This is a genomic window from Nocardia sp. CY41, from assembly GCF_009829325.1.
GTDB lineage: Bacteria > Actinomycetota > Actinomycetes > Mycobacteriales > Mycobacteriaceae > Nocardia.
Genome location: NZ_VUOS01000001.1, coordinates 393,357 through 406,215, shown reverse-complemented (window position 1 = coordinate 406,215; position 12,859 = coordinate 393,357). Strand labels below are relative to the sequence as shown.

The 12,859-nt window shown below is 69.6% G+C and carries 16 protein-coding genes; 9 read left to right on the top strand and 7 right to left on the bottom strand.

The annotated features are described in order from the left end of the window. Positions 1 to 48 precede the first annotated feature (48 nt). Both GVY64_RS01955 and GVY64_RS01950 read left to right on the top strand, forming a co-directional pair. Positions 49 to 531, top strand: a complete 483-nt coding sequence (locus GVY64_RS01955) for a cation:proton antiporter regulatory subunit (protein WP_159838050.1) — start codon at positions 49 to 51, stop codon at positions 529 to 531. Position 532: 1 nt separating this feature from the next. Next, positions 533 to 1,717 carry a cation:proton antiporter gene (locus GVY64_RS01950; protein WP_159838048.1) on the top strand — a complete coding sequence of 395 codons (1,185 nt, stop codon included), beginning with the start codon at positions 533 to 535 and terminating at the stop codon, positions 1,715 to 1,717. Here the strand turns inward: GVY64_RS01950 and GVY64_RS01945 are convergent, their stop codons facing one another. The 3 genes from GVY64_RS01945 to ppgK all read right to left on the bottom strand — a co-directional run bounded on the left by GVY64_RS01945 (position 1,718) and on the right by ppgK (position 5,011). After that, on the bottom strand, positions 1,718 to 2,449 hold the full coding sequence (locus tag GVY64_RS01945) for a rhomboid-like protein (RefSeq protein WP_236566537.1): 732 nt from the start codon (positions 2,447 to 2,449) through the stop codon (positions 1,718 to 1,720). It lies immediately after the preceding gene. 230 nt (positions 2,450 to 2,679) lie between these two features. Continuing rightward, complete coding sequence (locus GVY64_RS01940) at positions 2,680 to 4,059, bottom strand: RNA polymerase sigma factor (RefSeq protein WP_159838044.1); 1,380 nt, start codon at positions 4,057 to 4,059, stop codon at positions 2,680 to 2,682. A gap of 193 nt (positions 4,060 to 4,252) precedes the next feature. Then, positions 4,253 to 5,011 carry a polyphosphate--glucose phosphotransferase gene (gene ppgK, locus GVY64_RS01935; RefSeq protein ID WP_159838042.1) on the bottom strand — a complete coding sequence of 253 codons (759 nt, stop codon included), beginning with the start codon at positions 5,009 to 5,011 and terminating at the stop codon, positions 4,253 to 4,255. Positions 5,012 to 5,207: 196 nt separating this feature from the next. On the opposite strand from ppgK, the gene GVY64_RS01930 reads away from it, so the two are divergent. Beyond that, positions 5,208 to 6,110, top strand: coding sequence for an inositol monophosphatase family protein (locus GVY64_RS01930; RefSeq protein WP_159838040.1), 903 nt, complete (start codon positions 5,208 to 5,210; stop codon positions 6,108 to 6,110). Here GVY64_RS01930 and cei read toward each other — a convergent pair whose 3' ends face one another. After that, positions 6,111 to 6,788, bottom strand: coding sequence for an envelope integrity protein Cei (gene cei / locus GVY64_RS01925; protein WP_159838038.1), 678 nt, complete (start codon positions 6,786 to 6,788; stop codon positions 6,111 to 6,113). Positions 6,789 to 7,164: 376 nt separating this feature from the next. On the opposite strand from cei, the gene GVY64_RS01920 reads away from it, so the two are divergent. Then, the gene (locus GVY64_RS01920; protein WP_039799153.1) at positions 7,165 to 7,467 is read left to right on the top strand and encodes a DUF4193 domain-containing protein; all 303 of its coding nucleotides are present in this window, start codon (positions 7,165 to 7,167) and stop codon (positions 7,465 to 7,467) included. Between the two features lie 23 nt (positions 7,468 to 7,490). On the opposite strand, the gene GVY64_RS01915 is transcribed toward GVY64_RS01920, so the two are convergent. Next, positions 7,491 to 7,982 carry a DUF3093 domain-containing protein gene (locus GVY64_RS01915; RefSeq protein ID WP_159838273.1) on the bottom strand — a complete coding sequence of 164 codons (492 nt, stop codon included), beginning with the start codon at positions 7,980 to 7,982 and terminating at the stop codon, positions 7,491 to 7,493. Between the two features lie 73 nt (positions 7,983 to 8,055). Between GVY64_RS01915 and dut the strand changes: the two genes are divergently transcribed. Together dut and GVY64_RS01905 are read left to right on the top strand one after the other, a co-directional pair. Beyond that, positions 8,056 to 8,556, top strand: coding sequence for a dUTP diphosphatase (gene dut / locus GVY64_RS01910; protein WP_159838036.1), 501 nt, complete (start codon positions 8,056 to 8,058; stop codon positions 8,554 to 8,556). A gap of 5 nt (positions 8,557 to 8,561) precedes the next feature. Continuing rightward, positions 8,562 to 9,431, top strand: a complete 870-nt coding sequence (locus tag GVY64_RS01905; RefSeq protein ID WP_159838034.1) for a DUF3710 domain-containing protein — start codon at positions 8,562 to 8,564, stop codon at positions 9,429 to 9,431. 10 nt (positions 9,432 to 9,441) lie between these two features. Here GVY64_RS01905 and GVY64_RS01900 read toward each other — a convergent pair whose 3' ends face one another. After that, the gene (locus GVY64_RS01900; RefSeq protein WP_159838032.1) at positions 9,442 to 10,137 is read right to left on the bottom strand and encodes an alpha/beta fold hydrolase; all 696 of its coding nucleotides are present in this window, start codon (positions 10,135 to 10,137) and stop codon (positions 9,442 to 9,444) included. A gap of 132 nt (positions 10,138 to 10,269) precedes the next feature. Between GVY64_RS01900 and GVY64_RS01895 the strand changes: the two genes are divergently transcribed. The 3 genes from GVY64_RS01895 to GVY64_RS01885 all read left to right on the top strand — a co-directional run bounded on the left by GVY64_RS01895 (position 10,270) and on the right by GVY64_RS01885 (position 12,135). Next, on the top strand, positions 10,270 to 10,647 hold the full coding sequence (locus GVY64_RS01895) for an OB-fold nucleic acid binding domain-containing protein (RefSeq protein WP_040867807.1): 378 nt from the start codon (positions 10,270 to 10,272) through the stop codon (positions 10,645 to 10,647). 3 nt (positions 10,648 to 10,650) lie between these two features. Beyond that, entirely contained in the window at positions 10,651 to 11,343 is a 693-nt protein-coding gene (locus GVY64_RS01890; RefSeq protein WP_159838030.1) for a DUF3159 domain-containing protein, read from the top strand. 165 nt (positions 11,344 to 11,508) lie between these two features. Further along, positions 11,509 to 12,135, top strand: coding sequence for a sigma-70 family RNA polymerase sigma factor (locus tag GVY64_RS01885; protein ID WP_159838028.1), 627 nt, complete (start codon positions 11,509 to 11,511; stop codon positions 12,133 to 12,135). Between the two features lie 50 nt (positions 12,136 to 12,185). On the opposite strand, the gene GVY64_RS01880 is transcribed toward GVY64_RS01885, so the two are convergent. Next, entirely contained in the window at positions 12,186 to 12,857 is a 672-nt protein-coding gene (locus GVY64_RS01880; protein ID WP_159838026.1) for a potassium channel family protein, read from the bottom strand. Between the last annotated feature and the right edge of the window lie 2 nt (positions 12,858 to 12,859).

The following is a 12,859-nucleotide window of genomic DNA, read 5'->3' as shown; positions in this document are numbered from 1 at the left end:
GATGACCGATCCGTTCGCGCAGGCGGTGATCCGGCTAATCTGGAGGGCGTGAACGTCGACGTCACCGCACTACCCGGCATCGGGGTCCGCAAGGACTTCGAAGTGCGTTCCGGTCGCCGAATCGGCGTGGTCGCCCACCGCGACGGTGATATCGACCTGATCGTCTCCAAGCTCGACGATCCCGACGCCTGTGCCGCGCAGATCCCGCTCACCACCGACGAAGCAGCGGTCCTGGCCAATCTACTCGGCGCGCCGCAGTTGGTCGCCAAGCTCAACGACGACCACCGCGACATGCCCGGGATCACCACGCGCCAGCTGCCGATCGGGGACGACTCCCCGTACGACGGCCGCACCCTCGGCGAAACCGAGATGCGCACCCGCACGAAGGTCTCCATCGTCGCGGTCATGCGGGCCGGGCAGTTGCATCCCTCGCCCGGCCCCGATTTCACCTTCACCGCGGGCGACCTGCTCGTAGTCGTCGGCACTCCGGAGGGCTTGGATGCCGCCGCGAAGATCTTGACGCACGGCTGACGTGACGGACACCGCGCTCGCCCTGATCGAGCTCGGAGCGGTTCTTTTCGTTCTCGGCATGCTGGGTCGTGTCGCGGGCCGTGTCGGGATGTCGCCCATCCCGCTGTACCTGCTCGGCGGTGTCGCCTTCGGTCAGGGCGGTCTCATCGAACTGCGGGCCGCTCATGACTTCGGCCACGTGGCCGGTGAGATCGGCGTGGTGCTGCTGCTCTTGCTGCTCGGCCTGGAGTACACGGCCGCGGAGCTGGTCACCGGGCTGCGTCGTTCCTGGCCCGCCGGTGTGGTGGACATCGTGGTCAACGCGTCGCCCGGCGCGGTGGTGGCGCTGATGCTGGGCTGGGGCCTCCCCGGCGCGATCACGATGGCGGGTGTCACCTACATCTCGTCGTCGGGCATCGTGGCGAAAGTCCTCGACGATCTCGGCCGCCTGGGCAATCGCGAGACGCCGGTGATCCTGTCCATCCTCGTATTCGAGGATCTGGCGATGGCGGTCTACCTGCCGATCCTCACCACGGTGCTGGCCGGCCTGAGCTGGCTCAGCGGGCTGCGCGCCCTGGCGGTGGCCCTGCTCACCATCACGCTGGTCCTCGCGGTGGCACTGCGCTACGGGCGGTATGTGTCGGCGATCGTGGACAGCGCCGACCGCGAGGTCTTCCTGCTCACCCTGCTCGGCGCCGCGCTGCTGGTGGCGGGCGCCTCCTCGGCGCTGAGCGTGTCGGCCGCGGTCGGAGCGTTTCTGCTCGGCATCGCGATCTCCGGTTCTACCGCGCACACGGCGGCGAAAATGCTTGAGCCGCTGCGCGACCTGTTCGCGGCCATCTTCTTCGTGGCCTTCGGGTTGAACACCGACCTGCGAGGGATCCCGCCGGTGCTGGGCTGGGCGATCCTGCTGGCGGTGATCACCGTGGTGACCAAAGTGGCGACCGGATGGTGGGCCGCCGCGCGCCAGGGCATCCGGCCGCTGGGCCGGGCCCGCGCGGGCGCGGCCCTGGTCGCGCGCGGCGAATTCTCCATCATCATCGCGGGACTGGCCGTGAGCGCGGGCGCGATAGACGGTCAGCTCACCGCCCTCACCTCGACGTACGTCCTGCTGATGGCGGTACTCGGCCCGATCGCGGCGCGCGTGGTCGAGCCGGTGGCCGAGGTGCTGCACAGCCGCGGCCGCCCCGAGCCGCAGGTCTCCTGATCAGTCCTGGGCGGCCTTGCGCGCCGCGACCCGTTCCAGTCGGTGCCACAACAGGCCGGCGATCGCGCCGACCGCCAGCCCGATGGCGGCGGCGCACAGATGGCCGTAGTCGGTGAACGTCGGTTCGATCCACAGCGCTGCACCGAGCGTGACGAGGATCGCCCCCGCCCACACCAGCCGTACCCTGCCCCGGAACCGGAACGCCAACGCCGCGAGCACGGCCGAGAACCCGTAACTGGTACCGACATCCGCTGCGACGGCCACCCGTAAGGGGATGACGCCGCGGTCGATGGCATGGGCGATGCCGGTGACGGTGAGCAGCGTCGCCCCGATATGCCCGGTCGCGAACAGCAGAATCCAGCGCGCGGTGCCCAGCCAGCGCTCCGCATAAGCCATGACGACCAGGAAACCGGCGATGGTCGTCCAGGGAAACCCGCCCTCGGTCCAGAACGCGGACGCGACCAGCACCTGAACCGGATTGTGCCGCATGTTGTACAGATTGGTCGACGCCGAGAAGATCAGCCTGCGCTCGACCGAGTCCCCGACCCCGCGCAACGTCCACCACGTGACGAACAACGTGAACGCGTAGGCGGTGCTGGCGGGCGCGGCCCCCAGATGCGCCCGGATCGCAGGCAGCATCCGCCGCGGCAATCCAGGACGGCGCAGCCAGGCCAGGGTGTCACGCAACTCGGCGCGCAGATCGACGGTCCGCGTCCAAGGTGAGCGCGGCACGCACGGAGTCGAGGTCGAGGCAACCACTCCGCAAGTCTGCCGTGCTCGGTGCGAGTTCGCCGTGCCCACCCCGTGCCGACAGGGCCGCCCGTCGGGCCGAGAATGCGGCCGGAGTCCTGTTCGACGCCCGCGCGCGGAGCAGGCTCCCCGGAAAAGCGCGACGCCCGCATTCGCCGGCCGCTGGAAAGATTCGAGCGGCACGACGAATGCGGGCGTCGAGGCGAGGCGACCTAGTCGAGGTAGTCGCGCAGGACCTGCGAGCGGCTGGGGTGGCGCAGCTTGCTCATGGTCTTGGACTCGATCTGGCGGATGCGTTCGCGGGTGACCCCGTAGACCTGGCCGATCTCGTCGAGGGTGCGCGGCTGGCCGTCGGTGAGACCGAACCGCAGCCGGACCACGCCCGCCTCCCGCTCCGACAGCGTCTCCAGCACCGACTGCAGCTGATCCTGCAGCAGCGTGAAGCTCACCGCGTCGACGGCGACCACGGCCTCGGAGTCCTCGATGAAGTCACCGAGCTGGCTGTCGCCCTCGTCGCCGATGGTCTGGTCCAGCGAGATGGGTTCACGCGCGTACTGCTGGATCTCCAGCACCTTCTCCGGCGTGATGTCCATTTCCTTGGCCAGTTCCTCCGGCGTCGGCTCGCGACCGAGATCCTGGAGCAGCTCACGCTGGATGCGGCCGAGCTTGTTGATGACCTCCACCATGTGCACCGGGATGCGGATGGTGCGGGCCTGGTCGGCCATGGCGCGGGTGATGGCCTGCCGGATCCACCAGGTGGCGTACGTGGAGAACTTGTAGCCCTTGGTGTAGTCGAACTTCTCCACCGCGCGGATCAGACCCAGGTTGCCCTCCTGGATCAGGTCGAGGAACGCCATGCCGCGGCCGGTGTAGCGCTTGGCCAGCGAGACGACCAAGCGCAGGTTGGCCTCCAGCAGGTGGTTCTTGGCCCGGTTGCCGTCGCGGACGATCCAGTTGTAGTCGCGGCGCATCGCGACCGGCAGCTTCTCGCCCTGCTCGGCGAACTCGCGCACCTTCTCCGCCGCGTAGAGGCCGGCCTCGATCCGCTTGGCGAGTTCGACCTCCTCTTCGGCGTTGAGCAGCGCGACCTTGCCGATCTGCTTGAGGTAGGCGCGGACCGAGTCGGCGGAGGCGGTGAGCTCGGCGTCCTTGCGGGCCTGGCGCAGCGCCTCGGACTCCTCTTCGTCCCAGACGAAGTCGCCGGAGGCCTTGTCGGCGGCCGTCGGCTCGTCGGCCTCCTCGCTCTCGGCTTCCTCGGTTTCGGTGTCCTCGGCGACGTCGACCAGTTCGTCGCCGTCGGCGAGGTCCTCCTCGGAGACCTCCAGATCGCCGAGATCGTCGAGATCGAGCGACTCGTCCTCGATCGCCTCGTCGGCGCCGGGCTCGCCGTCCGGGCCCGCCTTCTTGGTCGTGGCCTTCTTCGCGGGAGCCTTGGCCGCCTTCGCGGCCTTCTTGGCAGGCGCCTTCTTGGCGGCGGCCTTCTTCGCCGGAGCCTTCTTCGCGGCAGCCTTACGGACCGGCCGTGCTGCGGTTACATCTGCGGAGTCGGCATCGGCCGATTCGGCGGTCTGACGGGTATTCGTGGCTACCACGTACGCCCTTTCGTGACGGTCTCGTGCGGCGTCACGCCAGAGTGGTGTTCCGGCGGAGCGATCTGTCGGGTTTCACCGGCGGAGGGCCGGTCGGGGTTTCTCCGGCTCGGCCGGGCACGTTCCATTGTAACGATCTAACCAGGGTACCTACGGCACGATGCCGGGAACGGCATCCTCGCGGTTCCCGCGCGCCTCACGGTGCGACGCCCCCCGCGATCGCCATGGCGGCGCCGACGATGCCCGCGGTGTTCCGCAGGCGGGCCGGGATCACGGGCGTCCGGTTGGTGAGCAGGGGAATCCACTTCTCGGAGTCCCTGCTGATGCCGCCGCCCGCGACGAAGACGACCGGGAAGAAGAGATTCTCCAGCGTGGTCAGGACCAGGCTGACCTGCGCGGCCCACTGCTCGTAGCTCAGGTCGTCGCGTTCCTTGATCGACGCCGCGGCCCGGTGCTCGCTCTCCATGCCCTGCACCTCCAGGTGACCGAGCTCGGTGTTGGGCACCAGCGTGCCGTGGTAGAGCAACGCGGAGCCGATGCCGGTGCCGAAGGTCAGCAGCATGACCAGGCCCGCGAAATTCCGTGCCGCGCCGTAGTGGTCCTCGGCCATGCCCGCGGCGTCCGCGTCGTTGAGCACGGTGACCGGACGGCCGCCGAGCGCGGCGGAGAACAGCGCCCGCGCGTCGGTGCCGATCCAGGACTTGTCGATGTTCGCCGCGGTGCGCGCCACGCCGCCGATCACCACCGCGGGCAGGGTGAGGCCGACCGGCCCGGTCCACTTGGCTTGGTCGACCAACTGGGCCACCGCCTCGGCTACGGCGAACGGAGTCGCGGGATGCGGTGTCGCGATCTTGATCCGCTCGTGGACCAACTCGCCGGTGGCCAGATCGACCGTGGCGCCTTTGACGCCGCTGCCGCCGATATCGATGCCGAATGCGTGCCCCCGAGCGGACATGACTAACCCCTCGTCTCCCTGTGCTGGCCGGTGTGATGACAGCGCTGCACGGGGCCCGGGACGCCACGGCGGGCGTGCGAATGGGATGCCCGACGACGGCGCTGTGTCGTGCACGACAAGAGTAATGGGCCCACGAGGCTGGGTGTTCGGCGAGGATGTGTGATGCGATAAGGGCGTGCCGGAAACCTCATCACCAGTGTCCGACTACACCCCCGACTCCTTCGTCTCGATCGTCGCGCGCGGCGACGAGGCCGACCTGCGCCGGGTCGCGGTCGACCTCGCCGAGACCGCTGCCGCTCACGTCCGCGCCCGCCGTCCGGAGGTGTTCGGGCCCGCGGGAGCGCACGCCGAGGGCGCGGTGCAGTCCAAGAGCCACGAGACCGACCCGGTGACCATCGTGGACACCGAGACCGAAGAGCTGATCCGAAAACTGCTCGCCGAACAGCGCCCCGGCGATCCGATCCTCGGCGAAGAGGGCGGCGGCAGCATCGATGACGCGAGCGCCGACACCGTCCACTGGGTGGTGGATCCGATCGACGGCACCGTCAACTTCCTCTACGGCATTCCCGGCTACGCCGTGTCGGTGGCCGCGCTGCGGGGTGGGCGGCCGGTCGCGGGCGCCGTGGTGGATGTCGCGCGGGCGGCGACCTACAGCGCCGGGCTGGGGCTCGGCGCGCTGCGCGTCGACGCCGAAGGCGCGGTGGAGCACCTGCGCTGCACGCCGGTCGAATCGCTCGGGATGTCGTTGGTGGCCACCGGATTCGCCTATGGCAGGCATCGCCGGAGCAGGCAGGCGGAACTGATCGCGCAGGTGCTGCCGCACGTGCGCGACATCCGCCGTTTCGGTGCGGCTGCGCTGGATCTGTGCCATGTCGCGGCGGGTCGGGTGGACGCCTACTACGAGCACGGCTTGAACGCCTGGGACTGGGGCGCGGGCGCGCTGATCGCCGCGGAGGCGGGCGCGCGGCTGACGCTTCCGCCCGCGACGGCGCCGGGCGCCGACGGCGACCTGGTGGTCGCCGCCGCGCCCGGCATCGCCGACGAACTCGGCGAGTTGCTGGCCCGGGTCGGGGCTACCGAGCCGATTCCGGATCGCTGATCAGCAGCGGGCCTGACGTGCGGCGTCGAGCAGCTTGATATCGATGGAGGTGGAGTTGCCCGGCGCCGGGTTCTTCAGCGAACGCAGCACCTCTTCGGCGTCGTTGCTGGGCCGGATGTCGCGGAACAGCGAGCCCAGCACCAGATCGACGGTGTCGTCGCCGCGCTGATCCTCGATCAGCTCGGCGCACGGCGCGACCAGTTGCACCGCGGCGGCGGCCGGCCGGCCGTTGACGCCGAAGCGGATCTGGCCGGTGCATTCCAGGTCGCCGTTGACGTATACCGAATCGTTGCCGTATTGCGTTCCGGGTGCGCTCGCGAAGCCGAGGTCGCCGAGCTGGGCGGCGACGTGCGCGGCTTGGCCGCGCTGATTGTTCGCGTTCAGCACGCGCACCTTGCTCGCCGCCAGCGCGGCGGGTTCCACGTCCTGCAGTCGGCTCGCACCGACTCGCTGGCCGAGCGGAGTCGCTTGCGGCGCACCAGGATCCGCGGCCGGACTCGGTGAGTTGCACGCCATCGCGGTGTGGTCGGTGTCGTGCGTCGTGAGGGCTTTGACCCAGACGATCCCGCAGATCAGGGCGAGAACGCCGAGCATGATGAGCCAGGGCTGGGGCCGGCGGCGCACGAACGGCTGACCTTGCGAATCCGTCGCGGTGCCTTCGGTGATCAGTGAAACCACCAGCACACTCTACGAAAATGTGGCGGGGTCGCGGCGCAAGGTCTCGGTGCGTTCCCCGGACGGTGTCGATTGGCCCTCATTTTCGACTCGTGTGTGTTTTGATTGCGACTTTTGCTCCGGGGTCCGCTATTGTCTGGCGGCCCAGATCGAATCACCGGTGCGGAAGTCAGTGGTCGGTCGCGGGAACAAGAAGGGCATGTCCTGCGTTTACCCAGCGCTATCGGGAGTGGATCGGCCTGATCCGCCCTGATAGGCGACCGGTGTACGTGTGACGTGCACCACCGGCGGGGCGGTACCGGTCGCGGCGGTTCCGGCAGGAATCGGGTGTGAGCGGACCGGTCCGGGATATACGGAGTTAGGACGAGGGGAAGACGACATGGCAACCGACTATGACGCACCGAGGCGCACCGAATCCGACGATGTGTCGGAGGACTCGCTGGAGGAGCTGAAGGCTCGTCGTAACGAGGCACAGTCCGCCGTCGTGGATATCGACGAATCCGATACCGCGGAGTCGTTCGAGCTTCCCGGCGCCGACCTGTCCGAGGAAGTGCTGACGGTTCGGGTGATCCCGAAGCAGGCCGACGAGTTCACCTGTTCCAGCTGTTTCCTGGTTCATCACCGGAGCAGGCTGGCCAGTGAGAAGGGCGGCCAGATGATCTGCATGGATTGCGCCGCCTGAGCTCGACGAGATCGAGCAGAGTGTCAGCCCGCGCTCGGTAGACCGAGCGCGGCGAGGACCCGTTCGGGCCGCCGCGTACTGACCAGCCAGTACGGCGTCGGATCGTCCGGGTCGTCGAGCACGAGCAAGACCATCGGCCCGACCCAGGGTCGATGCTGGACATAAGCGGCGGGGTCGAGCTGGCGACCCAGCGCCGCGCTTTTCGCGGTGGGAGCGACGGCCGCCGCACGGGCGACGAAATTCACCGGGAGATGTGCGCGATCGGCGCGCAACTCCGGTGTGCCGTTCGCGTCCGGCGCCACTTCGACGCGGTGCCGGCTCAGCCACAGCAGCACCCAGACCGGCACCGGGAACAACAGCACATAAGGCAGCCACGCCCGCAGACCCGGCGCGCCCATGTGGATCTCCGCCGCGAGCAATCCGGTGATGGCGAAGGCCACCGGCCACCACCACAGCGGCACCCACAGGCGCTCCCGGTAGTGGTGCGCGCGCTGCTTTTTCTCGTCCGTGGTCATGGGATTGGGCTGGTCCGACACGAGTCAACACTAAGTCACGAGGGCAAACAGCCTACGCGTAGGCTCGTCCAACGTGAGCGCACTTTCACCCATACCCTTGCTGCGGCTGGACCCCGGCATACCCGTGCCCACGCGCGCCCATACGGGCGACGCGGGCGTGGATCTGTGCACCACGCAAGACGTCATCCTGGAGCCCGGAGAGCGGGTACTGGTCGGCACCGGTGTCGCGGTCGCGCTACCGGTCGGCACGGTCGGTCTGATCCATCCGCGCTCGGGTCTGGCGGCCAAGACCGGGCTGTCGGTGGTGAACACCCCCGGCACGGTGGACGCGGGGTATCGGGGCGAGATCAAGGTGTGCCTGATCAACCACGACCCGCGCACGCCGATCGAGTTGCGTCGCGGCGACCGGATCGCGCAACTGCTGGTGCAGCGAGTGGAGCTGGTGGATTTCGTGGAGGTCGACTCGCTCGACGAGACGACTCGGGGGGCGGGCGGGTATGGCTCCAGCGGCGGTCACGCGAGCCTGACCGCACAGACGAACGGGGTGGGCCGGGCGGCCGGCAAGGAGGCATGACGGGAATGTTCGGAAAGCGAAAGAAGTCGAGCCGGGCCGAGGACGACCGGTACGACGAGGCGGAGGACTACGGCGACTACGAGCCCGCCTACGAAGACGAGTACGACGACGACTTCTACGACGACGCCCCCACCGATGAGCGCTCGTACGAGGGCGTGGATCTGAACGTCGACCGTCCGCACGGACGGCCCGGCCCGTACGACTACGACGAGGTCGCGGAACTGCTCGACGCGGTGTCCGAGCAGCGGCTGGATCTGGGGTCGGTGCTGGTGCCGGTGCCGCCGGGCGGCCAGCTGCAGGTCGAGATGACGCCGGAGGGCCAGCCGCAAGCGGTGCACCTGGCCACCGAACACGGCCGGATCACCGTCGCGGCTTATGCCGCGCCCAAGACCTCGGGTCAATGGCGGCTGGTCGCCGCGGATCTGGCCGACTCGCTGCGCAAGGACGGCGCCAGGGTGTCGGTGGAGAACGGGCCGTGGGGCCGGGAGTTGCTGGCTCTCACCGAGGGTGCTGACCTGCGTTTCATCGGGGTGGACGGTTATCGCTGGATGGTGCGGCTGGTGGCGGCGGGTCCGTCGGGCGCGGCGAACGACGGCACCCCGCTGGTCAAGGCGGCGCGGGCGGTCCTGAGCGAGACGGTCGTCCGGCGTGGCGAGGACCCGCTGCCGGTGCGCGAGCCGCTGCCGGTGGTGCTGCCGCAGCAGTTGGCCGAGCAGTTGGCGGCGGCTCATCAACAGCAGGTCGAGGCCCAGCAGCAGGCGATGGCCGCGCAGGTGGCGGCGCAGACCGGCGCGCAGCCGGTGGTGCCGCGGATGCCGCCGGGTCCGCGCCGCGGTGCGGACGGATCGGCCATGCAGCAACTCGGCCTGAACTGAGCCGGGCAGTTCACCCGAAGGCGCCGAGCCCCGTGTGTCCGAGGATCGCGGGATCGGCGCCGAGTTGGTCCAGGGTGATCCGGTGCAGCCGCGAGCGCGGGGCCAGCGCCGCCCACTCCTCGGCCACCGCGGGCGGATGCACGGGGTCGTCGACCGCGGCGATCACCGCGAGCGGCGGCTCGAAGGTGGCCAACAGCTCGGCGGCGGGCCACTTGTAGTCGGCGGCCTCCTCCAGCGCCCGCGGAAGGTCCGGCCACTGCGCCCGCCACGACTGGGTCAGCGCGTCCGCCAGCCACCGGGGGCTGCTCGCCCGCATCCGGTCGATCACCGGGGCCAAGCCGTCGGCGCGCAGCTGGGCCGCGGTCGCCGCCGCGCTCAGCGCGGCCGGACAGGCGGCGGTGTCGGATCCGGTCCAGGCTGGCAGTGCCGCCACCACCCCGGCCACGCGGTCCGGGTGCTCCGCGGCCCACTCCAAGGCGATCGCCGCGCCGAGCGAGATGCCCGCCACCAGGACCGGGGTGGCGTCCGCTGCCGCCTCCAACGCCGCCAGGCAGCTCGCAACTACCTGGCGCGGGTCCGGTTCCACCGCGACGAAATCCAAGCCGCGTGCGGCGCTGGCGGGCCCGAAAGCACGCCGCGCGAAGTCGGCGTCGGACCCGGTGCCGGGCAGCGCCACGACGCGGGCGGGGTGTGGGGAGTCGAACATCGGTCCGAGCGTAGCGGGGGTGGCCCGGCCCATCTACAGTGGCGTTGTACGGCCGCAGCAGGTCGTGCGGATCGGATCCCTCACGATGGTGTGCGACCCACGCCATCTGCTCTATGCAGGAGAGCGTGCACAATGTCATCCGCAGCCTCAGGGTATTTTCGACGTCTGGGCCGCAGGCTGACCCAGGACCTCGATCAGCTGGATGCCGAAGAGCTGGCCGAGACCTCCGAAGCCTCGGGCGCGTCGCGTGCGTCGGAGTGTCGGCGCGGTGACGAGGCCACCATGCTGGGTAGGCTCCGCAGTGTCGAAGCATGTCCGAAGTCCGCGGGCGCCAGCGTCCAAGCGGAGTTCTTCGACGGCACCGACGCCATCACACTGGTCTGGATCGGGCGCAGGCGCATTCCCGGCATCGAGCCGGGGCGGCGCATCCTCGTCCGCGGCCGGGTCGGCGACCGTGACGGACGCAAAGTGATCTTCAACCCCTACTACGAATTGCGCGGGAACAGCTGACGTATGCCTTGGAGCGACGACAAAGCAGGATCGGACGACCGCACCGGGCTCGACGTGCCCGACCGTGACGAGCAACGTGCCGAGCAGACCCTCCTCGAACAACTCGGCGGTTTCAGCGGCCTGATCTACTCGACGCTCCCCGTCGTCGTGTTCGTTCCCGTGAACAGCTTCGCCGGGCTGGCCGCCGCGATCTGGTCGGCCCTCGGAGTGGCCGCCGCCATACTCCTGTGGCGCCTCGTGCGGCGCGATCCCGTGCAGCCCGCCATCTCAGGGTTCTTCGGCGTCGGCATCTGCGCTTTCATCGCCTATCGGATGGGCGAGGCCAAGGGGTTCTTCCTCTTCGGCATCTACACCAGCCTCGTGTACGCGGGGGTGTTCCTCGTGTCCATCCTGGTCCGTAGACCGTTGGTCGGCGTCATCTGGGGTGTGCTGAACGGTCACGGCTCCGACTGGCGGTCGGATCCGCGCTCGGTGCGCCTCTACGATCTGGCCACCGCCACGTGGATCATGGTGTTCGGGGCGCGCTACCTGGTGCAGTCGCAGCTCTACGACACCGACCGCACCGGCTGGCTGGCCTTCGCCCGCATCGCGATGGGCTGGCCGCTGACCGCGGTGGCGCTGGGCGTCACCATCTGGGCGGTGCGGCGGGCGGGCCACCTGCCCGCCAAGTCGGTGGCCGCGGCCGGGCCGGCCTGAGCGTTGACCCGGCGCTCGCGCCCGGTGAAAACCACAGGGGTGGGAGAAGTCCCACCGCCGAGGTGAATGCTTCCCCACCCTGGGGTGCCTGGTCGCTCTCCCGAGTTCGTCAGACGATCAATGCGTACCGAGAACACGCACTGATCGGCAAGAAAGGACTCGGACGTGGCTACCGAGCACAACACCGCGGCGCTGCCCAAGACCCACAATCCCGCTCTCTCGGAGAGCCGGCGGGTATCGGCCGAACTGGACAAGCTGATCGGCCCGGCGGCCGCGGGCGATCGCCAGGCGGTCGCCGAGATCATCCGGATCGTGCACCCGCTGGTGCGGCGCTACTGCGGCGCGCGCCTGGGCAACACGGCGCATCTGCAGGTCACCGCCGACGACGTGGTGCAGGAGGTCCTGCTGGCCACCGTGAACGCCATTCCGCGCTACCGCGATCAGGGCAAGTCCTTCCTGGCCTTCGTCTACGGCATCGCGGCCAACAAGGTCGCCGACGCGTTCCGCCGCTCGCAGCAGCACCCCGCCTACCCGATGGCCGACGTGCCGGACTACGCGTCCTCCGCCGCCGGGCCGGAGGAGTGGGCGCTGGCCTCCGAGCGGCGCGCCGCCACAAAGGAACTGATGAAGGTGCTGGCCCCCGCGCACCGCGAGGTGCTGGTGATGCGCATCGTGCTCGGCTGGTCGGCGGCGCAGACCGCCGAGGCCATCGGCACCAGCCCGGGCGTGGTGCGGGTGATGCAGCACCGCGCGCTGAACAAGCTGCGCGCGGAGCTGCGACTGGCCGCCTAGTGCTCCGGCGGCGCTTCGCCGACGACCCGCGTCCGGCCGTGTACGGGGAGTTATGGCCTGATGCCGTAGTTGGCGAGCTCCAGCCGGAGGTCTTCCTCGGCCTCCACCGAGGTGACGAACAGCAGCTCGTCGTCGCCTTCCAGCGCGTCGTCGGGCTGCGGGACGATCACCCGGCCGCCGCGCAGGATGGTCACCAAGGCGGCGTCGCGCGGCAGGGTGAGCGTGCGCACCGGTTTGCCGGCCAGCGAGGTGTCCGCGGGCAGCGTCATCTCGACCAGATTCGCCTGGCCCTGGCGCAGCGTCATCAGCCGCACCAGGTCGCCGACGGAGACCGCCTCCTCGACCAGCGAGGCGAGCAGCCGTGGTGTGGACACCGCGACGTCCACACCCCAGGAACCGTCGAAAAGCCATTCGTTGCGCGGATCGTTCACCCGCGCCACCACCCGGCGCACCCCGAATTCGGTCTTGGCCAGCAGGCTGTGCACCAGGTTCGCCTTGTCGTCACCCGTGGCCGCGATGACGACCTCGTAGGTCTCCAGTCCCGCCTGTTCCAGCAGGGCCAGTTCGCACGCGTCGGCGTGCACCCACACCGCGTCCGGGATGGCGGCGGCATCTATGTGCTCGAGCTGTCGCTCCAGCAGCATGACCCGGTGCCCACCGCGCAGGAGTTCCCTGGCGATCGATCGGCCGACAGCGCCCGCTCCGGCGATGGCCACTTTCATGT

Coding starts and splice junctions, on each gene's coding strand:
- ppgK (WP_159838042.1), bottom strand. CDS start 5,011: ATGTCCGCTCGGGGGCACGCATTCGGCATCGATATCGGCGGCAGCGGC.
- GVY64_RS01920 (WP_039799153.1), top strand. CDS start 7,165: ATGGCAACCGACTATGACGCACCGAGGCGCACCGAATCCGACGATGTG.
- GVY64_RS01915 (WP_159838273.1), bottom strand. CDS start 7,982: ATGACCACGGACGAGAAAAAGCAGCGCGCGCACCACTACCGGGAGCGC.
- GVY64_RS01905 (WP_159838034.1), top strand. CDS start 8,562: ATGTTCGGAAAGCGAAAGAAGTCGAGCCGGGCCGAGGACGACCGGTAC.
- GVY64_RS01900 (WP_159838032.1), bottom strand. CDS start 10,137: ATGTTCGACTCCCCACACCCCGCCCGCGTCGTGGCGCTGCCCGGCACC.
- GVY64_RS01895 (WP_040867807.1), top strand. CDS start 10,270: ATGTCATCCGCAGCCTCAGGGTATTTTCGACGTCTGGGCCGCAGGCTG.
- GVY64_RS01890 (WP_159838030.1), top strand. CDS start 10,651: ATGCCTTGGAGCGACGACAAAGCAGGATCGGACGACCGCACCGGGCTC.
- GVY64_RS01880 (WP_159838026.1), bottom strand. CDS start 12,857: ATGAAAGTGGCCATCGCCGGAGCGGGCGCTGTCGGCCGATCGATCGCC.